The sequence below is a fragment of the Larkinella insperata genome (assembly GCF_026248825.1).
In the GTDB taxonomy this organism is placed as follows: domain Bacteria; phylum Bacteroidota; class Bacteroidia; order Cytophagales; family Spirosomataceae; genus Larkinella; species Larkinella insperata.
Genome location: NZ_CP110973.1, coordinates 2,277,431 through 2,301,356, shown reverse-complemented (window position 1 = coordinate 2,301,356; position 23,926 = coordinate 2,277,431). Strand labels below are relative to the sequence as shown.

25 protein-coding genes are annotated in these 23,926 nt (G+C 53.4%); 14 read left to right on the top strand and 11 right to left on the bottom strand.

Features of this window, described 5'->3' with window-relative positions:
- Positions 1-333: 333 nt before the first annotated feature.
- Positions 334-1,779 carry an aminotransferase-like domain-containing protein gene (locus OQ371_RS09410; protein ID WP_265993515.1) on the bottom strand — a complete coding sequence of 482 codons (1,446 nt, stop codon included), beginning with the start codon at positions 1,777-1,779 and terminating at the stop codon, positions 334-336.
- 114 nt (positions 1,780-1,893) lie between these two features.
- On the opposite strand from OQ371_RS09410, the gene OQ371_RS09405 reads away from it, so the two are divergent.
- The 5 genes from OQ371_RS09405 (at position 1,894) to OQ371_RS09385 (ending at position 6,021) form a co-directional block, all read left to right on the top strand.
- Positions 1,894-2,640: an SDR family oxidoreductase gene (locus OQ371_RS09405; RefSeq protein ID WP_265993514.1), complete on the top strand. Its 747-nt coding sequence runs from the start codon at positions 1,894-1,896 to the stop codon at positions 2,638-2,640.
- A gap of 122 nt (positions 2,641-2,762) precedes the next feature.
- On the top strand, positions 2,763-3,272 hold the full coding sequence (locus OQ371_RS09400) for a GNAT family N-acetyltransferase (RefSeq protein ID WP_265993513.1): 510 nt from the start codon (positions 2,763-2,765) through the stop codon (positions 3,270-3,272).
- Positions 3,273-3,275: 3 nt separating this feature from the next.
- Positions 3,276-3,596 (top strand): cupin domain-containing protein, encoded by a 321-nt coding sequence (locus OQ371_RS09395; RefSeq protein ID WP_265993512.1) that lies wholly within the window; start codon positions 3,276-3,278, stop codon positions 3,594-3,596.
- A 49-nt stretch (positions 3,597-3,645) separates the two neighbouring features.
- The gene (locus OQ371_RS09390; protein ID WP_265993511.1) at positions 3,646-4,578 is read left to right on the top strand and encodes a ketopantoate reductase family protein; all 933 of its coding nucleotides are present in this window, start codon (positions 3,646-3,648) and stop codon (positions 4,576-4,578) included.
- Positions 4,579-4,788: 210 nt separating this feature from the next.
- Positions 4,789-6,021 carry a PQQ-dependent sugar dehydrogenase gene (locus OQ371_RS09385; protein ID WP_265993510.1) on the top strand — a complete coding sequence of 411 codons (1,233 nt, stop codon included), beginning with the start codon at positions 4,789-4,791 and terminating at the stop codon, positions 6,019-6,021.
- A gap of 159 nt (positions 6,022-6,180) precedes the next feature.
- Here the strand turns inward: OQ371_RS09385 and OQ371_RS09380 are convergent, their stop codons facing one another.
- From OQ371_RS09380 to OQ371_RS09365, 4 genes are all read right to left on the bottom strand, one after another.
- Positions 6,181-7,161 carry a DUF4886 domain-containing protein gene (locus OQ371_RS09380; RefSeq protein ID WP_265993509.1) on the bottom strand — a complete coding sequence of 327 codons (981 nt, stop codon included), beginning with the start codon at positions 7,159-7,161 and terminating at the stop codon, positions 6,181-6,183.
- Positions 7,162-7,239: 78 nt separating this feature from the next.
- Positions 7,240-7,602, bottom strand: a complete 363-nt coding sequence (locus OQ371_RS09375) for a hypothetical protein (protein WP_265993508.1) — start codon at positions 7,600-7,602, stop codon at positions 7,240-7,242.
- Entirely contained in the window at positions 7,589-8,065 is a 477-nt protein-coding gene (locus OQ371_RS09370) for a Panacea domain-containing protein (RefSeq protein ID WP_265993507.1), read from the bottom strand. The genes OQ371_RS09375 and OQ371_RS09370 overlap by 14 nt, the downstream gene beginning before the upstream one ends.
- A 151-nt stretch (positions 8,066-8,216) precedes the next feature.
- On the bottom strand, positions 8,217-9,458 hold the full coding sequence (locus OQ371_RS09365) for a serine hydrolase domain-containing protein (RefSeq protein ID WP_265993506.1): 1,242 nt from the start codon (positions 9,456-9,458) through the stop codon (positions 8,217-8,219).
- A 184-nt stretch (positions 9,459-9,642) separates the two neighbouring features.
- On the opposite strand from OQ371_RS09365, the gene OQ371_RS09360 reads away from it, so the two are divergent.
- Positions 9,643-10,461: a type III pantothenate kinase gene (locus tag OQ371_RS09360; protein WP_265993505.1), complete on the top strand. Its 819-nt coding sequence runs from the start codon at positions 9,643-9,645 to the stop codon at positions 10,459-10,461.
- 59 nt (positions 10,462-10,520) lie between these two features.
- Here OQ371_RS09360 and OQ371_RS09355 read toward each other — a convergent pair whose 3' ends face one another.
- Positions 10,521-10,691: a type II toxin-antitoxin system antitoxin gene (locus OQ371_RS09355; RefSeq protein ID WP_265993504.1), complete on the bottom strand. Its 171-nt coding sequence runs from the start codon at positions 10,689-10,691 to the stop codon at positions 10,521-10,523.
- 66 nt (positions 10,692-10,757) lie between these two features.
- On the bottom strand, positions 10,758-11,597 hold the full coding sequence (locus tag OQ371_RS09350; RefSeq protein ID WP_265993503.1) for an SPFH domain-containing protein: 840 nt from the start codon (positions 11,595-11,597) through the stop codon (positions 10,758-10,760).
- Between the two features lie 236 nt (positions 11,598-11,833).
- Here OQ371_RS09350 and lysS point away from each other — a divergent pair, with 236 nt between their 5' ends.
- Both lysS and OQ371_RS09340 read left to right on the top strand, forming a co-directional pair.
- On the top strand, positions 11,834-13,564 hold the full coding sequence (gene lysS, locus OQ371_RS09345; protein WP_265993502.1) for a lysine--tRNA ligase: 1,731 nt from the start codon (positions 11,834-11,836) through the stop codon (positions 13,562-13,564).
- 9 nt (positions 13,565-13,573) lie between these two features.
- Positions 13,574-14,035 carry a 3-oxoacyl-ACP synthase gene (locus OQ371_RS09340; protein WP_265993501.1) on the top strand — a complete coding sequence of 154 codons (462 nt, stop codon included), beginning with the start codon at positions 13,574-13,576 and terminating at the stop codon, positions 14,033-14,035.
- Positions 14,036-14,178: 143 nt separating this feature from the next.
- Here the strand turns inward: OQ371_RS09340 and OQ371_RS09335 are convergent, their stop codons facing one another.
- The gene (locus tag OQ371_RS09335; RefSeq protein ID WP_124875441.1) at positions 14,179-14,385 is read right to left on the bottom strand and encodes a cold-shock protein; all 207 of its coding nucleotides are present in this window, start codon (positions 14,383-14,385) and stop codon (positions 14,179-14,181) included.
- A gap of 422 nt (positions 14,386-14,807) precedes the next feature.
- Here OQ371_RS09335 and OQ371_RS09330 point away from each other — a divergent pair, with 422 nt between their 5' ends.
- Positions 14,808-15,029: a PspC domain-containing protein gene (locus OQ371_RS09330; RefSeq protein ID WP_265993500.1), complete on the top strand. Its 222-nt coding sequence runs from the start codon at positions 14,808-14,810 to the stop codon at positions 15,027-15,029.
- Between the two features lie 12 nt (positions 15,030-15,041).
- Here the strand turns inward: OQ371_RS09330 and OQ371_RS09325 are convergent, their stop codons facing one another.
- The 3 genes from OQ371_RS09325 to OQ371_RS09315 form a co-directional block, all read right to left on the bottom strand.
- Complete coding sequence (locus tag OQ371_RS09325; protein WP_265993499.1) at positions 15,042-16,067, bottom strand: glycosyltransferase family 2 protein; 1,026 nt, start codon at positions 16,065-16,067, stop codon at positions 15,042-15,044.
- 3 nt (positions 16,068-16,070) lie between these two features.
- Positions 16,071-16,406, bottom strand: coding sequence for a YbaB/EbfC family nucleoid-associated protein (locus OQ371_RS09320; RefSeq protein ID WP_265993498.1), 336 nt, complete (start codon positions 16,404-16,406; stop codon positions 16,071-16,073).
- A gap of 134 nt (positions 16,407-16,540) precedes the next feature.
- Complete coding sequence (locus tag OQ371_RS09315; protein ID WP_265993497.1) at positions 16,541-18,559, bottom strand: T9SS type B sorting domain-containing protein; 2,019 nt, start codon at positions 18,557-18,559, stop codon at positions 16,541-16,543.
- A gap of 216 nt (positions 18,560-18,775) precedes the next feature.
- On the opposite strand from OQ371_RS09315, the gene OQ371_RS09310 reads away from it, so the two are divergent.
- The 5 genes from OQ371_RS09310 (at position 18,776) to OQ371_RS09290 (ending at position 23,925) form a co-directional block, all read left to right on the top strand.
- Positions 18,776-20,023: a bifunctional 3,4-dihydroxy-2-butanone-4-phosphate synthase/GTP cyclohydrolase II gene (locus OQ371_RS09310; RefSeq protein WP_265994290.1), complete on the top strand. Its 1,248-nt coding sequence runs from the start codon at positions 18,776-18,778 to the stop codon at positions 20,021-20,023.
- A 152-nt stretch (positions 20,024-20,175) separates the two neighbouring features.
- Positions 20,176-21,030 carry a hypothetical protein gene (locus OQ371_RS09305; RefSeq protein WP_265993496.1) on the top strand — a complete coding sequence of 285 codons (855 nt, stop codon included), beginning with the start codon at positions 20,176-20,178 and terminating at the stop codon, positions 21,028-21,030.
- 165 nt (positions 21,031-21,195) lie between these two features.
- Positions 21,196-21,765: an RNA polymerase sigma factor gene (locus OQ371_RS09300; RefSeq protein WP_265993495.1), complete on the top strand. Its 570-nt coding sequence runs from the start codon at positions 21,196-21,198 to the stop codon at positions 21,763-21,765.
- Complete coding sequence (locus OQ371_RS09295; protein ID WP_265993494.1) at positions 21,737-23,380, top strand: hypothetical protein; 1,644 nt, start codon at positions 21,737-21,739, stop codon at positions 23,378-23,380. The genes OQ371_RS09300 and OQ371_RS09295 overlap by 29 nt, the downstream gene beginning before the upstream one ends.
- Before the next feature lie 80 nt (positions 23,381-23,460).
- Positions 23,461-23,925 (top strand): QcrA and Rieske domain-containing protein, encoded by a 465-nt coding sequence (locus tag OQ371_RS09290; RefSeq protein ID WP_265993493.1) that lies wholly within the window; start codon positions 23,461-23,463, stop codon positions 23,923-23,925.
- The last annotated feature ends 1 nt before the right edge of the window (position 23,926 follow it).

Below are 23,926 nucleotides of genomic sequence, written 5' to 3'. Positions count from 1 at the left end.
GGTTTCAACAACAACGGCCCGGTAGTTTCGCTACCGGGCCGTTGTTGTTAACCAGTTCATTCACATTCAACCAAAGATGTATCTTTCTCAAAGCATACACATTGTCTCTCTAATTTGCCCGGCTCTTCAGGCTTTCTTTGTTACGGTAAGTAAGTATTCGTTACGGTGAGTCTAAAAAAACGCTTTGGGGTTGTGTAGCCTTTTAGCGATTTTACATTACTAGTAACAATCTTAGTGCCAGCAATTTTCAAAAATGCCTTAAGTGTTCATTTCTTCAGGAAACTGACGAAAATCAGTTTCCTGGCGGTTCACAAGCTTTCCGTTCCAATCTTATTAGATGGATTTTGCCAGTGTTCCGAGGGTTTTGAGGGTCTGATCCAATTTTTCGTTCCAGGGAAGACCATAACTCAGGCGCATGCAGTTGTCAAACTGATTTTGTAACGTAAACATGCGCCCGGGCGCAATGCTGATTCCGTGTCTGAGCGCCCTGTTGTACAGTTCAACGGTATTGATGCGCTTGTCGAGTTCTACCCACAGAAAAAAACCGCCCTGCGGCTGGCTGACGCGGGTTCCTTCCGGAAAGTAGTCGGCGATGGCCCGGCTGTATTGCAGACTGTTGGTGTGTAACGTCCGGCGTAGCTTTCGCAGGTGGTTTTCGTACCGGCCATTTTCCAGAAAATTGGCAATAACTTCCTGCGTAAGGGTGGTAGACGAAACCGAGTGCATCAGCTTCATGCGGGTAATCTGCTCGGTAAACCGCCCCGGGGCCACCCACCCGACCCGGTAGCCGGGGGCCAGCGTTTTGGAAACCGATCCACACCACAGAACCAGCCCGCTCTCGTCGTACGTTTTGCAGGATTTTGGGCGACTTTCGGAAAAATAGACATCGCCGTACAAATCGTCTTCGATCAGGGGAACATGGTAGTGTTGTAGCCATTGTACCACTTGCCGTTTGTGCTCATCGGGCATACAACTTCCAATTGGGTTGTTGAAGTTACTCACCAGGATTGCCAGTTTAACCTTGGGTAATGCCTTCTGAAAAGCTTCCATCTCCACACCGGTCTGCGGATTGGTGGGCAATTCCAGAATGTTTAATCCTAGACTTTTGGCTAGTTGCAGGACCGCAAAATACACGGGGCTTTCCACGGCAATGGTGTCTCCGCGCTGGGTAAGCGCCATCAGGCTAAAGGACAGCGCACTCATGCAACCCGCCGTTGTTACCACATCCTTATCCGATAAACGACCCTCCCACGTAAACGACCGGTGGGCAATCTGGCGCCGAAGCTTTTCGTTGCCCTGAATCTCCTCGTAAGCCGTTCCGCTGGCCGGCAGTTCGCGCATGGCCTGCACCAGCCCTTTGTTGAGTTTGGCGATGGGCAGTAGTTCGTCGGCGGGGACGCCCAACGAAAGCCGAACAATGGCGCTGTTGTTGATGTTGCTGTAAACCCGCTGAATAATAACCTCCTGACTTTCCTGGGTGGCTTCCTCCGGAGGCTGGCTGGTTTGCGGAACAGCGAGTTGTTTGCGGGGAGAGCGGCTGACATAATACCCCGATTGGGGTCGGGATTCGATCAGCGAACGGCTTTCCAGTTCAAAATAGGCCTGAGTGGCCGTACTCATGCTGACGCCCTGCTCGCGGCAGATGGTCCGGATCGACGGGAGCTTGTCGCCCACCCGCAAGACCTCATCCCGGATCTGCTGTTCAATGCCCCGGGCAATCCGGAGGTACAAATGTTCAGGCTGCTGAACGGTCAATTGATTTGGCTTGACTGTATCCATCGAATTTTGCAGAACTGTATCTGTATAGCTACCAAAATTACACCGATACTTGTAAAAGAGCGGTTTCCAATCGTGTGTCATCATAATGTCCGTACACCCATATCTTACCAAGCAATGCAAAAAACCGTTTTAATTACCGGTTCCAGCCGGGGCATTGGCGCTGCAACCGCCCGACTGGCCGCCCACCAGGGGTATCGGGTCGTGGTTAATTATCTCGTGAACCAGCAGGCAGCTTTGGAACTAGTTGACGACATTAACCGGAACGGCGGAAAAGCCATCTGTCAGCAGGCGGATGTATCTTCCGAATCCGATGTGATTACGCTCTTTCAAACCATCGACCGGCAGTTGGGTCCACTCACGGCGCTGGTCAACAACGCCGGTATTCTGGAGCATCAGATGCGCGTGGAGCAAATGAGCGTGGACCGCTGGCAGCGGGTACTGACCAGCAACGTCATCAGTTGCTTTTTGTGCTGCCGGGAAGCCGTTAGCCGGATGTCGATGAAACGGGGCGGAATCGGCGGAAGCATCGTCAACGTATCGTCGGTGGCGGCCCGCACCGGTTCGCCGGGTGAATACGTCGATTATGCCGCTTCCAAAGGAGCCGTTGACGCCTTCACGCTCGGGTTGGCGAAGGAGGTTGCCGACGAAGGCATCCGGGTCAATGCCGTCCGACCCGGCTTTATTTATACCGATATTCACGCCAGCGGGGGTGAACCCAACCGCGTAGATCGTCTGAAAGACGGTATTCCGATGAAACGGGGTGGCACGCCCAAGGAGGTTGCCCACGCCATTCTCTGGCTCTTGTCCGATGAAGCGTCTTACTGCACGGGTACCTTCATTGACCTGGGCGGTGGCCGATAATATTTCCACCCACTGTACCCCTTCTTATTTACAAAATTGTATCTGTATTGCTGTTGAATTTAAGCGGAGTTTTGTGCGCCGGTCCGCTACCGGCAAACGGTAACAACATTACTTCAATACCAATGCAAATCGTCACCTGTACGGAAGCAGACATTCCGACTTTATTCCACCTTTACGACGTGGCCACCTCCTATCAGAAAGAGATGGGGGCCAGACACTGGCTGGGCTTTGAACGTAGCCTGGTTGAATCCGAAATCCGGGAAAACCGGCAATGGAAGATTCTAGAAAACGGTGAAATCGCCTGCGTATTTGTCATTGCCTGGCAAGACCCGCTTATCTGGCAGGAAAAAGATCGCGACCCGGCCGTTTACCTCCACCGCATCGCTACCAACCCACGGTTTCGGGGTGGGCAGTACGTCAAACACATTGTGGCCTGGGCGCAGCAATACGCTAAAGCGAACGGCAAACAATTTGTCCGGCTCGACACCCACAGCGGCAACGAAAAGCTCAATGCTTACTACGTCAGTTGCGGCTTTATGCATTTGGGCGTATTTCAGCTCGAGAACGTCTTTGAATTACCCGCCCATTACCACCAGGGTTCGTTCAGTTTGTTTGAATTAAAAATTCCGTAAACCATGCACCAACCGGCTGAACAGGCACTGCGGCAATTACAGGCGTCCGGAAAAGAATTTCTGGAGCTGTTCGGGTACGGCACGCTTTCGCTGGAGGTCTACAAACCCGTGGGGCAGGACCGTCAACTGCCCCACGAGCGGGACGAAGTTTATTTCATCATTTCCGGTTCAGGGATTTTTGACCTGGCAGGAACGACGTACCCCTTCCGGCCCGGTGATTTCTTTTTTGTACCTGCCCGCGCCCAACACCGGTTTCAGCAATTCACCGACGACTTTGCAACCTGGGTGATTTTCTACGGCCCCGAAGGCGGAGAAGCGCCCTGATAGCGCGGTATCGCCCGCTGATTTCTCGACAAAGCAAGACCGGAAGACAATGAACGATGCGGTTTATATCATTGGTGTGGGCGCCATCGGCAAAGCGCTGGCCGTTGCGCTGAAGCAGGACAACAAAAACGTCCTGCTGTTGCGCGGAAGCATAGATGACCAGCCTCCGTACACCGAAACAATTAAGGTCATCGCTGATGAGCAAACCGAACTGGAAGCGAAAATTGAGGTTCGCTCCCTGCGCAGCTTCTCCGCACTGAACGGTAGTGTCGTTTTGACCAGCAAATCATACGGCAACGAAAAGCTGGCCCAAAGCCTGAAAGATAAGGCTGGCAACTCCCCTTTGGTCATTCTGCAAAACGGTTTGGGCGTCGAGCAGGCTTTTCTGGACAATGCCTTTCCCGAAATTTACCGGGGTGTACTTTTTGTTACCAGCCAGCCGGTTGCGGCCCACACCGTCCGGTTCAAACCCGTATCGGTTTCGCCCATCGGTGTGATCCGGAGAAACAACACCCACTTGCTTTCGCTGGTCGACCACCTCACCACTCCCCTCTTTCCATTCAGAGCCGAAGCGGATATTCAACCCGTCATCTGGAAGAAAGCCATCATCAACAGCGTTTTCAATTCCATCTGTCCGCTGCTGGAAGTGGACAACGGCATTTTTCACCGGGAAGAGCCTGCGCTTGCAATGGCCTGGCGTATCATTCGGGAATGCACCGCTGTTGCCTGCCAGAAGGGCATTTTGCTGGAGCCGGAAGAGGTTCTGGAAAGCCTTTTGCTGATCAGCCGGACGTCGGACGGGCAACTCATTTCGACCTTGCAGGACATTCGTAATCAGCGGCCCACCGAAATAGAAACCTTAAACGCTGAGATTGTCCGGATTGCCAGAAACCTGCACCTGGAGCATTTAGTCGCGGAAACAAACTTACTGGGCGAACTGGTGAAATTAAAATCAGCGCTAGGCCGTAATCGCTTTCCCTGAACACAAGCCGCCAGACCATCCATTATTCCTTGTCAACAGACTCCCAAGCCTTTGTTTGGACCACGAGATAGTTTTAACAGAAATAATTTCCTGCTTGCTGATTTTGCCTAAACCCTCGACGGCTTACAGCGTTATAGACTTCGTTCGATCGACTCTCCGCAGAGAATCGCTTGCCACAATTTAGTCTCACACCTATCTACTATTCTGTTAATGAAAAAATTACGCATGACGTCCCTGCTGGTGGGTTTAGCGGGTTTGGGTGCAGTGAGTTCGTGCACGAAAGACCACCTGGTTGGTGCTAAAATCCCCGAAACCAATAAGGAGCCGACATCAGCCAGCATCCAGGGAAATGTATTTGAACCTGCCCTCGTCGACGCTACCGACGAGCGGGTGGCCCAGCTCAAACTTCCGGCGGGTTTCAGAATTGCCAAATTCGCCGATCAGCTCCGGAAACCCCGTATGCTGACAGTTAGTGCGTCCGGGAATGTGTACGTAACCAGCCGGGAAGCGGGCACGGTAACCCTGTTGCGTGATACCAACGGCGACGGAAAAGCCGATGCCAGTCAGGTAGTTGCCAACATCAAAGCCGTACACGGTCTGACGATCCATCAGGATAAAATGTACTTGGTGGCGGTGAAAGAACTTTACCGGGCCGATATCAATTCGGACGGGACGCTGGGAACCCCGCAGCAGCTGATCAACGACCTGCCCGACGGCGGGCAGCACCCCAACCGGACCATCGGGTTTGGTCCCGACGGGTTGATGTACATTACCGTAGGCAGTACCTGTAATGCCTGTGCCGAACCGAACGCCGAACACGCCACCATCCTGCGGGCCAATCCCGACGGCAGTGGACGGATTGTCTACGCCAGCGGTCTGCGCAACACCATCGGCTTTGGCTGGCATCCGGAAACGAAAGAACTCTGGGGCCTCGACCACGGTATCGACTGGCTGGGCGATGATCAGCAAAAAGAAGAACTGAACCAGATCAAGCAGGGGGCTTTCTACGGCTGGCCGTATATCTACGGAGATGGTAGTTACACTCCCCACCCCCGGCCAATGGGCGACACCACTTACGCGGATGTGCTGGCCAAAACGACGCTTCCCAGCCTCTCGTACGACCCGCACGCGGCTCCCATGAGCATGGTGTTTTATACGGGTACCGGAGCCGCCAGCGGTTTTCCGGCGGAGTATCAGAACGACGCCTTTGCTACCATGCGCGGTTCCTGGAACCGGTCGAAACCTTCGGGCTACAACCTGATTCGAATCCACTACGAGGGCGGTAAGCCCACCCGTATTGATAATTTCGTGACGGGTTTTCTGGTCAATGATAATCAGGCGCAGTTTGGCCGTCCGGTTGGGCTTGCCGCCATGCCCGACGGCTCACTGCTGTTTACCGATGATAACAACGGGGTGATTTACCGGGTGAGTTATCAGAAATAACCGGTTGATGCGCCATAACGCACAGGGCCGCAGGCTGATCCAATTCAGTCTGCGGCCTTTGTATTGTAGGATTTCTTAAACGGGGTGTCGATTGGGCAACTGGCTGGCGCGGTCCCCCGCTGACACCCGCTCACGCCACCCGAAAGCGCTTTAAAACCCTCATCGCGCAACGGGACTTCCGGCTTCCAGCACCGCTTTCCAGGCCGTTTTCCGCAGTTGGGCGGCAAAATTAGCGGGCACATCTTCGGGCACAAACGTCAGCCTGACCGGGGATTCGTTGAACAGAAAACCGTACCAGACCAGCGCCCCGAGATAACAACCCGCATTGTTGGCGTGGTGGGAATCAAACGCCAGTTTATTGTCATTCCAACGGTAGCCAACGTGCAGCGAATGCTTCTCAGCTGGCAAATGGGGCGGTTGAGCGGTAGTCACGTTAAAACCGTCGTCTTTTCGAAAACCCCAGTTCCGGTCCGAACTCATTTGCCAGAAGGCATCGCCGGTGGGAATAACCGACACGCCCAGCTCGCGGGCGACGGTATGGTAAGCCGCCCGTGCTTTTTCCCACATCTCCTTTTCGGTCTGCGCCACGGTTTCCCCGGCAATTTTACCAAAACCGTCGGCATCGGCGCGGTACGCCCACGTTTGATGCAGGACAATTTTAGCCGAAGGCTGCAGCGCTTTGATGTAGTCATGTAGCTTCCGGGCGTAGGGCTGGTAGGTCTCCGCATCGCCGGACAGCATGGAGTATTGTTGCAGGGTTACCACATCCCAGGTGCCTTCCGACAGCAGCATTTTCAGTGATTTTCCGTTATAAGCTTTCCCCTTCGGGTCATCCGGATTGGCCTCGGCGGCTTGCACAATCTCCCAATGCCGTTGCAGTGAACACCCCCCCAATTCGGCCCGCCCGATCACTAGTTCGCGACCGCCCTCTTTGCTCAGCGCTGGCAGGTACTTGGTGGCATTGCCGGAAAAACTGTTGCCGATGATAAAAAGCCGGAGCGGTTTGCCGCTTGCCTTTGCTCCGGAAACCGGCGTTGCACCCGTTTGTGAGAAAGCAAATGGATTGGCAAGGGCCATCAGCAGAAGCAGGATAGCAACCGCGCGCCCGCGCAATTGAACGATTCGGGTTGTGAACTCCATAAGTCGGTTGTAGCGATGTAGACGATTTCTGAGAAAGGACCGCAGCGATCTTTTATACTAGCAAAACGCTTAAATCCGCTATTTTCCGGGAAAGAGGTACTTCGTCACGATCACAAAAAACGCCGTCACGTTAACCGTCGTCGAACCGATCAGGGCGATGGTGACGGCCTGGGGAATATCCAGCCAGTGAAGCCCCTCAGCAATGATGATTCCCAGAATCACTACCAGCCAGAACACTACCATCCAGAAAATCCACTGCGCAAACTTCTTCCGCTCCTGGATGTCCTGCACCAAACCCTGCAACCGCGTCCGGCGCTCCTCCTGGTCGTACTGATCGAATTCGTTTCGGGAAAGGCCGCTGTTGCGGGGGTCAGTCGAAGAGGACTCGATTAGCTTCCGGAAATTTTCTTTGGCCTTTTCACTGTCTTCACTCTCCGACATCGCGTCTGATAATTTCGGTGAAATACTCCTTGATCAATTCGTTATCGATGGGTTCCTGCTCGATGGCTCCGCCGTCGCTGCGGCTCACCGACTGGTACCAGGGCGACCCCTCAATGTGCGTCCAGTTGGAGAGCTGAATGGCGTTGTAATCCCGGGCAATGTCCCAGGCAAAATCAATGGAGTCCTGCGCTTGCGAATCAAGCTCCTCCTCCCAGTCGTGCGTCGGAATGGGCGTATTGATGGGATGATTTCCGAACCGTTTGAAACGGGTGTATACATCAGGAATTACCGGGCCGTACGACCAGGCCTGTACTTTTTCGGCAATCAGGGGGTGTTCGTGCCGGGCCAGGTGTAAGCCGTGCGCCATGTAAATCAGCTTTTGCAGCTTCATGGGCGTGATGGGCCGACCTTCGGAGATGCCTTTGTTAATAAACTGTCTGGCAATTAGCAATGCCGGGTACATACATTCGTATCTATTGTCTACGTATTCAGCCGGGTCGGTGCAACAAGCTGCGCAACAGACGCCATCGGCTGTGAAATAATTCTCAGTTACTGAAAATCAGTGGGTAAAGATACAACGAACCGGCTTAATTTCCATCCTTTTGTGGGCCGAATCAATGCGGCTCCGGGTGTTCGAGCGTCACCGTACCCCCCATTTTCCGACCGGTTTTCGCGGCCCGGGCCAGTGTATACGCCCGGCTGAGGTAGGTTACAATGTCGTTGCCGTCGTCACTCGGGAAATACCCGCGGGTGCCGTGCAGGGCGTTGACAAATAAAACCGCCGTGACGTTGTTGGGAAACTGCATCCAGACCGTCCGGACGCCCTGGTACTGCGCCAGCCGAAGGTACCACCACCCGTCGTGGTACCGAATTGGGCCTTCCGCGACTCTCCCGGAGAAGTAAGCCAGCCCGTGGGTTAGCAGGGTATCTTTCCAGGCTGTTGTCAGGATGCTCTGGTCGGCGGTGGATAAAACCGTGGCAAACAATTTTCCGGCTTCCGTGGGCGTCAGGTACCAGCCGTACCCCCCGACGGTATTGGTAAAACTACCGGCATTCCAGCCCGACTCCTGGGCCGACGGATACGTGTAAGCATACGTCGGCGCCCCCGACGGCTGGTTGGCATTGGCGCTGGTGATGCCTGCTTTATCAAACACGCTCTGCTGAACGTATTCCATGTACCGTTGCTGGGTCTGCTGATCGTCAAGGGTGTCGTCTCCGGTAAACGAATACCCCAGGATGGAGGGAATCAGCACCCGAAATAGCCCAAAATTGGCATTCTGATAACAGTACTTGCCCCGGTTGGTAATCCGAATGCCCCTCTGCACGAGTTGCTGCAAACCCGACCAGATGTTTTCGGAATAGGCGCCGTTAGCGCAGTTGTTGCCCAGCCCGATAATTCCGCTGCTGTGCGTCATCAGATCCCGAAACGTAAGCTGGTCTATGTTTTCGCCCTTTACCCAGGCGGGCGGCAGATAGGGTGCAATTTTGTCGGTAGTTTTAATTCCTTTCTCGGCTGCCAGGTGCAGGAAAGCCATCGTTGTAATGGTTTTGCTCATGCTGGCAATATGCATTTTGGTATCCAGCGTAAACGGTTTTTCGCCTTCTGCTTCGTTGCTCCGGGATTTGAAACCGCCACTCCCCGAAGCCCGCACCTCGGCGCCTTCCAGAATTACGTAACCATAGCCAATTTTTTTGAGCTTGAGCGAATCGTCGAGCGCCTTCCCAAAAGAATCAAACCAGGTCATGGGCTTGGTGGGTGCCGGTTCATCGGGGTCTTTCTGGCAACTGTTGATTACACCCACCAGCAGCATCAGCAGGGCGGTACCCATCAACCGGTGAAGCTTGTTCCTGAACATAACCGTATCCGTTTTTGAAAAGCCGCTTGTTAAGAGGAAGCCGGAATGCGAATCCGTTTCTGAAAAGTAACGATTTATAACGACGCTTACTAAACGAGCCGCGTGATTTGCGCAGTGAGTTGATTCTCAAAACGGTCTTTCGTGCTATCTTTGCAGTTTTACTGACTTACCGTATTTTTATTTTATGTTCCTCGCCGTCGACGCAGGCAATTCCAATACCGTTTTTGGTTTACATGATCAGCAGCAATGGCGGCACGTCTGGCGGACGCGTACCCTGCTCGAAGAACCGATGGCTTTTCACGTCACCGACCGACCGGTTGGCGACCTAGCTGCGGTTCCGGCCGAGCACGATCGGTACGAAAGGCTGTTGCGGTTGTGGTTTCTGGAAGCCAATGTGCCACTGGGCGCCGTTGAATCCATCGTTATCAGCAGCGTGGTTCCGGAACTGACTCCAACCCTGCGCGCCACCCTGATGCGGCTTTTCAACGTGGAGCCGGTTGTGGTTGGCCCCGCGGTTTACCCGGCTTTACCGATGCAGATTCTGCGCCCCTACGCAATTGGAACCGACCTGGTCGCCAACGCGCTGGCCGCTTATTTGCGCTACAAACAAAACTGTGTCATCGTCGATTTTGGAACGGCCCTGACGTTCACCACCGTAACGGGCGACGGTAAGATTGCCGGTGTTGCCATCGCGCCCGGCCTGAAAACTGCCGTACGTTCGCTGTTTTCCAATACAGCCCAGCTGCCGGAAGTTCCGCTGGTAACGCCGGATTCGGCCCTGGGTACCAGCACCGCCCACGCCATCCAGGCGGGGGTAGTGATGGGGTACGAGGGCTTGGTGCGTTCGCTGATTGACCGCATCCGCGCCGAACTGAACGGCGACTGCATCGCCATCGCAACGGGCGGGATGGCGTCGGTTATTACGGCGTTGCATCCCGACTTTACCGAAATCATTCCCAACCTGACCCTCGACGGCATTCGCGAAATCGGGTTGCGGGTTTAACCCTGAGGAGCTTTGGTCCGCGAGAAGTTATCCCCCGTGGACCAAAGCTCCTCAGAAGACTAGTCGTTTCGTTCGGGAGGAGGGTTTTTTTTCCTTTTTTTCAACGCTTCATGAAGGATAAACTCAATCTGCCCATTAACGCTGCGGAACTCTTCCTGTGCCCAGCGTTCGAGTTCCTTCAGCGTTTCGGGATTGATTCGCAATACAAATGCTTTCTTCTCCGCAGCCATTTTTTGAGTGAAGAGTGAAAAATGAAGCGTTAAGCGTTCCTACTCATTACGCTTGACGCTCCATTCCTAACTATATAAGGTTCCGGCGTTGACGACGGGATTAACGGATTTCTCTCCGCACAACACCACCAGCAGGTTGCTGACCATAGCGGCTTTTCGCTCCTCGTCCAGGGCTACCACGTCTTTCTCGGCCAGTCGTGCCAGCGCCATTTCGACCATCCCGACGGCCCCTTCCACAATCTGCTTGCGGGCCGACACCACGGCCGTGGCCTGCTGACGTTGCAGCATGGCCCCCGCGATTTCGGGCGCGTAGGCCAGGTGGCTGATCCGGGCTTCGATGACATCTACCCCGGCGCGTGCCAGCCGTTCGTTTAATTCTTTTTCCAGCAGGACGTTGATCTGGCCGGTGCTATCGCGCAACGTAACGGTAGCGTCTTCGTCTTCCATCGTATCGTAGGCGCAGGTGCTGGCCAGATGCCGGACGGCCGCTTCCGACTGAATCTGCACGAACAACGTGTAATCATCTACTTCAAACAGCGCTTTGGCGGTATCGGCAACCTGCCAAACCACAACGGCCGCAATTTCGATGGGGTTCCCCATCTTGTCATTTACCTTGAGCGTCTGGCCGTTGAGGTTGCGGGCGCGGAGGCTGATTTTCTTCTTGCGGTAAAGCGGATTCACCCATCGAAGCCCCGTTGTCCGGATCGTTCCTACGTATTCCCCAAAGAACGTGGTTACAACAGCTTCTTTTGGATTTACAATGACCAAACCAGTCGTAACAATGATATAGCCTAACGAGACAAGGACGCCGACCACGGGCGTATCAACCAGAAAACCCAGGAATAAGAGCAGGGCCAGGGGCAACACTTCATAGCCCGAACGGGAAGCAAGGTTCTTTTCAATCATGGCGCATGTGATAGTATTATGATATCACAATAATAGCAATAATTTCGGTTGACAACCAAACCTTTTGGGATGCACGGTTGAAAAATACAATGGAGCGGATAAAACATTGAGCCTAAACAAGCCCGTTTTTACCCGAAATAGGGTGTCAAAAAGAGGCTTTGCGCCTTTTCCGTTACGCTTGACTATCAAATCCGTACTCTGATCCCCTATATTTGCAACTCTTTTTTTACAATAAGATGATACTGAGCGAACAGGAGATCACCCGGCGCAACAAGCGCGAGGAACTGATGCGGATGGGCATTGACCCCTACCCTGCTGAATTATTCGAGGTCAACGTTACAGCGGCCGACATTCATAAAAATTACGAGCGCAACAAAACCGACTACAAGAACATCTCGATTGCGGGCCGTTTGATGAGCTTCCGCATCATGGGGTCGGCCTCGTTTGCCGAACTACAGGACGCTACCGACCGGATTCAGCTTTATTTCCGGCGCGACGACCTGTGCCCGGGCGACGACAAAACGCTCTACAACACGGTTTTCAAGAAATTGCTGGACATCGGCGACATCATTGGTGTCAAAGGCTATGTGTTCACCACACAAACCGGCGAAATCTCCATCCACGTCACGGAATTCAGGCTGCTGACCAAATCGCTGCGGCCTTTGCCGGTGGTGAAAGAGGTGGTGGACGAACAGGGCAACAAGCAAACCTACGACGCTTTCTCGGACCCTGAACAACGGTATCGCCAGCGGTATGTTGACCTGATCGTGAATCCGGAAGTGCGCAAAACGTTTGTGCAACGGACTCAGCTCGTCAATTCAATCCGGACGTTTCTGAGCAACCGGGGATACCTGGAAGTCGAAACGCCGATTCTGCAACCGATTCACGGGGGCGCGGCAGCACGGCCTTTCCGCACCCACCACAATACGCTCGACATGACGCTGTACCTGCGGATTGCCAACGAGCTCTACCTGAAACGCCTGATTGTGGGCGGTTACGACGGGGTGTTTGAGTTTGCAAAAGACTTCCGCAACGAGGGCATGAGCCGGTTCCACAATCCGGAATTTACGCAGGTGGAGCTGTACGTCGCCTACAAGGATTACCACTGGATGATGGATCTGATCGAGGAGATGGTCGAAAAGATCGCGCTGGATCTGCACGGAAAAACCGAAGTGCCGGTGGGCGATAAAATCATCAATTTCCAGCGTCCCTGGAAACGGTTTACCATGTTTGAAGCCATTCAGGAATATACCGGCGTCGATGTGTCGGCGATGGGCGAAGACGAGCTGCGGAAGGTGGCCGAAAGCCGGGGCATTCAAACCGACAGCACCATGGGCAAATCGAAGCTCATCGACGAACTGTTCGGTGAAGCCGTGGAGCCGAAGCTGATCCAGCCGACCTTCATCACGGATTACCCGGTTGAGATGTCGCCCCTGACCAAAAAACACCGCGATAAACCGGGACTGGTTGAACGGTTTGAAGCCATTTGCAACGGGAAAGAAATTGCCAACGCCTATTCGGAGCTGAACGATCCGCTCGACCAGCGTGCCCGGTTTGAAGAACAACTCGAACTGGCCAAACGGGGTGACGAAGAAGCCATGGCAATGGACGAAGACTTCCTGCGGGCGCTCGAATACGGGATGCCGCCGACGGCCGGGGTGGGCCTGGGAATCGACCGGCTTTCCATGATCATGACAAACCAGCCGTCGATTCAGGACGTGCTGTTTTTCCCGCAGATGCGTCCCGAGAAAAAACTGGACGTATCAACCGAAGCAGATTTTGAGCAGTTGGGCATTCCGGCAGGCTGGGTTCCGGCCTTGCAGAAAATGGGTTACCAGCACGTCAACCAACTGAGCGGGGCCAACGCCAACAAGATTTTCAACGACCTGGGCGGTATGCGGAAAAAGCTGAAGCTGGACCTGCCAATGCCGACGCTGGATCAGGTAAAAAACTGGACCGGTCAGTAACACCCCGCCATGATCGATTACGTAACGGTTAAACAGGCGCTTTTCGAGCGTTGTCAGGAATACGCTGCGCAACGCATCGAAACGGCCCGAACCGCGATGGAAGCCGCGCAGGCTGCGGCCAATGAGGAATCGAAAAGCAGCGCGGGCGACAAGTACGAAACCGGGCGGGCCATGGCGCAGATCGAACGCGACCGGCACGCCCAGCAACTGGCCGAAGCGCTCAAGCTGCAGCAGGAACTAACCCGGATTGACAGCGGTAAAACCTATACGAGCGGTCAACCGGGCAGCTTGGTCATTACGAGTCAGGGTAATTATTTCATCGCCATCAGCGCCGGAAAAATTACCCTCGACAAAACTGATTATTTCGCCGTCTCGCCCGCTTCGCCCATCGGTACCCGGCTAAACCACGCCCAGGCGAATACGGAAGTTGTATTCAACGGAAAACCGATTCGCATTCTGGCGGTGGCGTAGCGAAACGCTGAAAGACCGCAGAAACGACTTTGCTTGACAAAATACCGGCTCTCGTGTCTTGCGTCTAATGTTTAATTTCGAAAAGCCATAAAAAAACCCCGGTCATGCGGCCGGGGTTTTTATGTTCATGAAGGAATCGTAGCTTAGTAAGCTCCTTCCAGTTTTTTCACCTTAACGGCATTAAGGCCTTTTTTGCCTTCGATTACTTCGAAAGAGACACGGTCTGTTTCCCGAATAGTCGTGCCATTCAGGCCAGTAATGTGGACAAAAATGTCACGGTTCGTATCATCTTCGACGATGAACCCGTAGCCTTTGCTCTCGTTGAAAAATTTGACAACACCTGTTTGCATAAAACTTAAAAAATTAAAAATAAAACATTACTAATCGGGAGTATTCTTAACAAAAGTCTTCAAACAGGTTCCAGGTTAACACACGAAATGGGCGATACGGATGGAACTGGCCGTCTATGCACTGACTTTGTTGAATAGCAAAAATATCTTAAAATTTATAAGACAACGCCTTAGTAAACACAAAGTAACAAAATTTGTTACGAATATATAAACAATTTCCCTGAATTTAATTATCTAATTCCAACACTTAATTGTGCGTAACTTATTCGCCATTAAATAACTCGCTAAAACTTTTTGATTGGTGAATTGTTGTAGCAATGCAATCAACGTATATTTGGTAGCTTGTCCAATTCAACCTCCGCAAATTCGCTTTAAATATATAAATTATTTGTTGCGCACTGATTATCAGGACCGTTACTATTATGAACAAACTCAGGTATTTCGTCGAAAGTCAGGCATTCGGTGTCTGCACACGCCTGGGCGAGATGATGAATATTTCGGCCAGCAGCATCCGGCTTTATTTCATCTACACATCCTGCCTTACGCTGGGCTCTCCGGTGGTACTCTATCTGATCATGGCGTTCTGGATGGAGATGAATAAGCACCTTCGCCGGCACAATCACCCGACAATCTGGGAGCTTTAGCGTCGGCTGCGGTCATTTATCGTTTTGAAGATCCCGAAACGTTTTGCGGCCTTTCAGGAAATATTGGAGCACAATACTGTGCGGATAAATTTGCTTGTGAACCACACGATTTTTTCGTAAATCGGTTAAACTACGCCGTTGTCTGCGCAGAAAAGGAAGCCATCCGTAAAACGCAAAGTGCGCCCGTATAATCGCTGCGGTATCCCGCCACTTTCCCTTCATTACTAACTGACAACCCGCTACCCCATCCAGAACCAACCGGATAAAAATGGTCAGGAATACATGCCCCGTCGGCAGATTCTTGTAGAGCATGGCGAGGCTGTTGCGGTAGTTTAAAAACGTTTTGCGCGCATTGGATTTGGGCAGCGTACCACCCCCGACGTGAAAAACCGTCGAGTCAGGGCAGTACCAGATCTGATGACCGGCATTTTTGGCGCGCCAGCACCAGTCAATTTCCTCCATGTGGGCAAAAAATCGCGGATCGAAACCGTCCAGTTGGTGAAAAACCTCCGCACGGACCAACATACACGCACCGGTAGCCCAGAAAATTTCCCGCGCGTCGTCGTACTGCTGCTGATCCTCTTCGACGGTATCAAAAAGCCGTCCACGGCAGAACGGGTAACCCAGGTAATCGATGTAGCCCCCGGCAGCCCCGGCGTATTCGAACAGGTGTGGATCTTTATACGACCGGATTTTGGGCTGACAGGCGGCAATCTGCGGGTTGCTCTCCGCTAATTTTACCAGGGGCGACAACCAGCCCGGACTTACTTCAACGTCGGAATTGAGCAGCAGAAAATACCGGGCCTGAATCTGCTTCAAAGCCGCAGTATAACCGCCCGCGTAACCAAAATTAAGCGGTAACGGCACCAGCCGCACCGCCGGGAAGTCCTCCTGAAGCAAACGGACCGAATCATCCGTGGAAGCGTTGTCGGCAACATACACGGGGCACCCTTCCGAATGCGCCAGTACGGACGGTAAGAACCGTTCCAGGTAAGCTTTTCCGTTGTAATTCAGGATTACAATAGCAACCTGATCCATGCCTTAAGACATCATGCTGCCCAGGTCGAAACCGGGAATATTGGGCAACAGCCCTTCGGTGGCTTTCTGAAGATGCTCCTTAATTTTGGGCTCTACGTTTTCGAGGGCTTTGTTGGTCGCGGCTACCACCAGATCCTGCAACATCTCGCGGTCGTCGGGCCGCACCAGGTCCGGATCAATTTCCAGCCGGATAACTTGCTTCAGGCCGTTGACGGTTACCCGGACCATCCCCGCGCCTGATTCCCCCGATTCGGTAATGCCATTCAGACTGCCCTGGGCTTCTTTCATTCGGGTCTGAAATTCCTTAACCTTACCGAACATATCCATCATGTTGAACATAGCGTATCAAAAAAAGAAGTGAAACAAAAGACCGGAGAAAGACTATCATTCTTTCAGTGGGTCCAAAGGTAGCAACGAATAGCTGATGGCCCGAATGTCGGTTCTGCTTTTGTCGCTCGCCAATGTCTCCTGGTCTACCGAATCAGTAACACAGAGCCGGTCTTTTCTGTTTTTTTCCCTTCCACATTGACGACGTTGATGCGGTAGGCGTAGGTGCCAGGCTGAGCGGGCTGGCCGTTGATGGTACCGTCCCAACCTTCCCGGTTTTCGGTGCGAAAAACCACTTCGCCCCAGCGGTTGTAAACCGTCAGTTGCATGGACTGAAAATTCGTGCTGCCTTTTACTTCCAGCAGATCATTCGTCCCATCGCCGTTGGGCGTGAAAGCATCCGGCACAAAAAGCCGCTGTTCCTGGGGAAACAGGTACGTGTAGAAATTAGAATAGCTAATGGCGCCGGATTTAGACACGGCTTTAACCCGAAAACGGATTTCCAGCACGCTGGGGTCATCTTGAACCGGTTCATAGGAAGTGTCCAGCCCAACGGCAATTTCTTCCAGAACCGCTCCGCTGCCGTCCACTTTTTCGATGATGTAGCGATCAATTGCTTCGTCGGCGAAGGGTGCGTCTCCGGTCCAGTTGATGGTGGTGGCGGTCTTGGAATTCAGTAAAATCGTGCAAACGGTTTTGGAAGGCTCCGACGATACTCCGCAGGCACTCTGATAAACCACCTGGTAGCAGTAAGATTGTTGCTGGGGCTGCACATCGCCGTCCTGGTGAATGTTTCGATCCACCTCCATGCTGGTCTGAACGAACGCACCGCCGGGCTGGTCCTGCCGAAAAATAATCATTCGGTAACTCGGGCTCTGTGATGTCGGAATGGGCGGTATGCTCCGCAGATCGATGCGGTTGTCGCCGTTGACGGATACCTGCACGGTTGTAAAAGGCGGGGGGGGCGTCGACGAAGCGGCTTTTACGCATACCGCATCGGACACGATCTCGACAGAACCCGACAACGCCGTCACCTGGTAACAATAGTCTTCGTTGCAGGTAATTCCGTCGGAGTCGACAACGGACGTAGTCGTAAACCCGTTGAAGGTGCGAAGTACACCGTTGTTTTTGGTGACGGTATACTGCTGAAAATTGGTCGGATTGCCCGGCGCATTCCAGATCACTTCGTTTTCTTTTTCCCGCGCTTCCACTCTCACCCCAATGCTGCACACTTCCTCGGATTCAAACTTTTCACCACAAGCGTTCTGCGAGACAACCTTGAAACAGGTCGGGTGCGTCGTTATATCGGTAGCCACCAGCGAACCATTCCCAATGCGGGAGATCGCCCTGGCGACGTAGGCACCCGATGAATCTTTCTGGTATAACGTGACGGCTTGCTGGGCACCGGCTTGTACTTGCAGCGTAACGTTGGTTCCAGTGGTTGTCAGTTTGGTGATAACCGGATTGGTGAACTCGGTGCTTAGAAGTGGCGTAACCTGCTGAAAGGAACCGCCCCCGCAGTTGATGCCCTGATAATTACCTGATACTTTGATTTGGTAGGCTCTTTTATTCTGATACGTATGCGTGGCCAATATGTCCTCCTCTCCAACCTTCGAAACTGTCTCAATAGGGCTGCCATCGTTCCAATCGATTTTAAAGTCGTCATATGGTTCAGCAACCGCATCACGAGTGATTTTCACAATGACTTTCATGTCTGCACAACTGTAGGCCGCAAAATTCGGTGGAATTGCATCAACCACTTCAATCTCCTGGCAGGCCACGGAGCCGGTATTAACATTACCGATTTGCAGAATTTTATACTTTCCGGGCCGAGTATACACGTGAGTTATGTCGGCAACCCCTGATTTACTCGCAACCGGATCCCCCCCTTGGTAGTCGTATACATACAGAAACAGGTTGTCCGGGCTGTTGGTCGTGTTCTTTACCGTAACCGTGAACGGCGCGCACCCTTTCTGGGCCGATACCGTAAAGCCGCCCTTTGCCGCAGCAGCCGGTGGGTTGGCGCACCAGTCCTGCGCCCACGCTACATTTGTTTGGACAAGCGTATTTAAAACCACACCAATACACAGGCCGGTCAGGAAAAACCGGACTCGCTGCCGGACTGCTCTTGATAAACCGGCTGACCACTTCCTGGAAACGCTCACGGGAGGTAAAGTTTTACGTAGCTATAACTCGTTTTTTTGATTACAACGTCCAAAACCCAAATTTAGCATATCGAACGTATCTTTGCGGAAGAATGTTCTTGAAGACGTGAGCGAAAAGACAAGAAACAATAGAGTTAACGCATCCGGCGCGATCACGGCCACTGGTCTTTTATCTCACAGCTCTTTGTCTAGTACCTCTAGTCATTACTCTTTATGATGAGCAATAATAATACCAATACCGGTATTCGTCTGGACCGCATCGAAGACGCGATCCAGGACATCCGCGACGGCAAAATCATTATCGTTGTCGATGATGAAGACCGGGAAAATGAGGGTGATATGATCTGCGCTGCGGAGAAAATCACGCCCGAAATGGTCAATTTCATGATCAAGGAAGGCCGGGGCCTCATGTGCGCTCCCCTGACCGACGAACGCTGCCAGGAACTGGGGCTGGAAATGATGGTTGGCAACAACACCTCCGTCCATACCACGCCGTTTACGGTTTCGGTCGACCTGCTGGGCCACGGCTGTACCACGGGCATCTCGGCCAGCGACCGCGCCAAAACCATTCAGGCGTTGGTCAATCCCGAAACCCACCCCGAAGACCTGGGCCGCCCGGGCCATATTTTTCCGCTGCGGGCCGTCGACGGCGGGGTGATTCGCCGGGCGGGTCATACCGAAGCCGCCGTGGATTTTGCGAAACTGGCGGGGCTGCAACCAGTCGGGGTGCTGATCGAAATTCTGAGCGAAGACGGCACGATGGCCCGGTTGCCGCAACTGCGCGAGATGGCCGATAAATTCGGGATGAAGCTTGTCAGCATTCAGGACCTGATCGAATACCGGCTGCGGCAGGAAAGCCTGATCCGGCGCGAAATCGGCGTTCAGATGCCGACTGAATACGGGGATTTTGAACTCCTTGCTTACAAGCAGATCAACACCGACGATACGCACCTGGCGCTGATCAAAGGAACCTGGGATAAAAACGAACCCGTGCTGGTGCGGGTCCACTCCTCCTGCGTAACGGGCGATATTTTCGGCTCGTGCCGCTGCGACTGCGGAGAACAACTCCACGCGGCCATGAAAATGGTGGAGCAGGAAGGCAAAGGCGTGATTCTTTACATGTTTCAGGAAGGCCGGGGCATCGGGCTGATCAATAAATTGAAAGCCTACAAATTGCAGGAAATGGGCCGCGATACCGTTGAAGCCAACTTGGAACTCGGCCTGCCGATGGACGCCCGGGACTACGGCGTTGGCGCGCAGATTCTGCGGGATCTGGGCATCACCAAACTTCGGCTGATTTCCAACAATCCCAAAAAGCGGGCGGGGCTGATGGGCTATGGCCTGGAAATTATCGAAACCGTTCCGATTGATATTCACCCCAACCCGCACAACGAAGTGTACCTGCGCACGAAGCGGGATAAAATGGGGCACATCCTCAAGCATTTTACCGATCAGGTCGGTTAAACCACTATACGGCTTAGTAGCCCGTCCGGCCGGACGGGCTTTTTTTTGCACTTTTTTGCCGAACACGCAACCCTTTTTTCTGCTTCTCCGTACTGTCATCGAATCGATTCAACAGGACGCGTTCGTAATTCTAACCTTTTTTTCTATTTGCTATGAACACGAAAAGGATTGCGACTCCCGTAGTCGCCCTGTTGCTTATTGTTTCCTGCCTGACCCAGTCGTGCGACAAGGGCTCAGACGACACGCCTACGCCCCCCGAACCGGCTATCAACCTCACCAACACGTCGCTGGGAAATGTGATGACGGACGAAACGGGCCGGACGCTTTATTTCTTTTCCAACGACTACGACAGTACCGGTGCATCCACCTGCACCGGCAACTGCCTGACGAACTGGCCCGTTTTTTACCGGGAAAATCCGAAACTGGCTTCCGGCCTGACTGCATCCGATTTCGGGACCATTACCCGCGCCGATGGTTCCAAACAAAGCACCTTCAAGGGCTGGCCGTTGTATTACTACAAAGACGATGTGGCGCAGGGTGACGTAAAAGGCGAAAACGTGGGCGGCATCTGGTTTGTCGCCAAACCGAATTATTCCATCATGATCGCCCGCGCGCAACTGGTTGGTCATAATGGCAAATCATACACGTCCGACTACAAGGAAGGCACCGGAGTGACGACTTACTTCACCGACGGCCAGGGCCGAACGCTGTACGCCTTTCAGCGAGACAAGAAAAATGTGAATAACTTTACCCGGGCCGACCTGAGCAACAATGCCGTCTGGCCGATGTTTGAAGAAACGCTAAAAGAAGTGCCGTCAACCGTCGACAAGTCACTTTTTGGCACCATTACTGTGGCAGGTCGTCAGCAGCTGACGTTTAAAGGCTGGCCGCTGTATTATTTTCAGCAGGACAACGGCAAACGGGGCCTGAACAAAGGCATCAGTTTTCCACAGCCGGGCGTCTGGCCGATTGTCAACAACAACACGCCGGAAGCGCCCACGCCCTAAGCGGTTTGCGGGCTTCAGTGGGCTGGTTCTCAGCAGTTTGATTTAGTAGTTCTACCAATCTATGTTTCGTAATGAGAACCGCTCACTGAAAACCGTAAACTACTTTTTGCTGATTGACGCAACCTATCCGCGTCAACTCGCGTATTGACGACTGAAACCCGACGTATGACCGTTCCCTCCCCAGATATCGCCGGACTGCTACAGGAGTGCCAGAATGGCAACCGCAGAAGCCAGGAGCTGCTGTACCGGCAGTTCTATGGGTATGCGATGGGGATTTGTCTGCGTTATTCGCACAACCGGGACGAAGCCGTGGAAATTTTAAACGACGGCTTTATGAAGGTATTTACCCGGTCGAATTTATACCGGCCGGACGTACCGTTTAAGCTCTGGTTGCGCCGGATCATGATCAACACCGCCCTTGATTATTACCGGCAAAACCTGAAACACCGTTACCACGAGGATATTGATCAGGCCAGCCAGTTGCCGGGCGTTGAGGCCAGCGCCCTCGACCAGCTGAGCCATGAGGAGTTAATGGAAGTCGTGCAGCTTTTGACGCCCGCCTACCGAATGGTATTCAACCTGTACGCCATTGATGGCTATACCCACGAGGAAATCGCCGGGCAATTGAATATTTCGGTGGGTACCTCCAAGTCGAATCTGGCACGCGCCCGCGAACAATTGAAACAATTATTAATCCGTAGATGCCATGGCGAGTTTGCAAGAACTTCCCGATGACGAACTGGACAAGCTCTTCCGGTCGTCAGCCGAGGAGTTTGAGCCGCCTTATAATCCAGATGACTGGAGCAGCCTGCGCCGACGTCTCGACGATGACGACCGGCTGCGGTTTCTCGACCGGTTTATTTACTGGGGGTTACCGCTGTTGCTGCTGTTACTGACGACAACGTCCCTGCTGATGTCGCCGAACGATGGCCAGTCGGCCGGCCGGACCGTTTCGCAACAACCGGCTACCGTTCTGGCGGAAGAATCCGGCCAACCAGCAGCTCCGCGGAGTAATTCGCCAACGGGTTCCGTACCCACCGATGAAAAACCGTCTGAACCGCCGTCCTCCCAAACCGATCGTTCGGAATCGGCCTCCACCGAAACCAACACACCAACGGTCTTGAACGGAGCGTCTGGCCCGGCAGATGCCGGAAGCGAAACCCGAACTAGGGATAAACTGCCGCAACCCAACGACCCGGTGGCACGGCGGATGGCAAAATCGGCTCCCGGCGCGGCACCGCGGCTGGCCCAGCGCAGTAATCCGTCGGGTAACAACCTGAAGACTTCATCAGCAAACGAAAGGGTTGCAGCCGACCCGGTGACCAAAAACCGCTTGGTGACGTCGGAAACGTTGAAGGGCAATTCCGCTGGCCGAACGGTATCAAACCGTCCGGGCCGACGGAGGGCAAAACCCGCCGATCAGCCGCTGTCCGGCAACACCGGCGCGGGGCTGGTGGGTTCGGCTTCAAACCGTCTGAACCCGTCCAGATCGCGTTCGCAAGGGCAATTGGTTACGGCTGACAACCGCGCGGGGACCGGGAGCATTTCAGACATTGACCGTTCCAGGAACTCCAATTCGTCTTCCGAAACCGTACCGTTCGACGTATTGAGCAAGCTGTCTTATATACCGGCCCGGACACCCCAGCAACCGGCCTTACCCGCGTTACCGGAGCCGGATCTGGAGCCGATGCGGCCACCCGTTGTCCCCCGAATTGTACCACCGCCCGCAGTTCCGGTCGTTGGCTATCCGGCTTTGTCGATTCGGGTCGTAGCCGCTCCGGACTTGAATTTTGTGGGAAAAAGCCGCCAGGGAGCACGGGATTTTCAGGTGGGCGTCTTGGCAGAGTACCGATTTCTACGGCGGTTTACCATTCAGGGTGGTATTTTACGATCCGTCAAAACATACCGGGCTGCGGCTTCCGACTACACCAGGCCGGATCACTGGTACGGCCCCCTGTACGAAAGCGTCGATGCGGTTTGTACGGTTCTGGACATTCCGGTTAACCTGCGGTTCGATTTTTTATTGAATAGCCGCCGTCGGTGGTTTATCAGTTCCGGTTTTTCTTCCTACATTATGCAGGAGGAACACTACAAATACAATTACCCGTATGGTGTTAATCCAACTCAGCAGAAATACAAAGAGTGGTACGGCAAAACCGGTTTTCACGAATGGAGTCACTTAAATTTCTCGTTTGGGTACGAACGTAATTTCCGTTCCGACGGCCCACTCCGGCGGCTTTCCTGGCAGGTTGAACCCTTCCTGAAAGACCCCCGACGATCTACGCTCGGCTACGGCAAGATTCGGCTCATGAGTACCGGCGTGTTTTTCTCACTGCGTTACCGGCTTTGACCAACACTTTTTTGTGCAGGCTATCCGTTTAGCGTAAATAATGTAGGTACATTTATTCACAACCAACTCACTATTTCTCTATGGAAACCAATCAACAGCAACCGATTAAACGAGGTGAATTTATCCGGAGTCTGGGGTTAAGCAGTGCCGCCCTGATGGCGTTTTACTGCATGGGAACGCTTACTTCCTGCTCGAAAGGCTCGGACGAGCCGGATCCGGATCCCACGCCCGGCGGACTGGATGTAACGCTGGACCTGACCCAGCCCGATTTCAAATCGTTGCAAACCATCGGCGGCTATGCCTACCACGAAGACATTCTGATTGCGCGGGTGAAAAACGGAAACTACGTGGCGTTATCGAAAACCTGTACCCACCAGTCTTCAACCGTTATGTACCGCGCCAACAACGACGATATTTACTGCCCAACCCACGGATCACAATACAACACGGCGGGCGTCGTGACCGTACCGGCTGCATCGGGCCAGAAAAACCTGACCCAGTACAAAACCACCGTAACGGGTAACAGCTTACGCATAACCAGCTAAT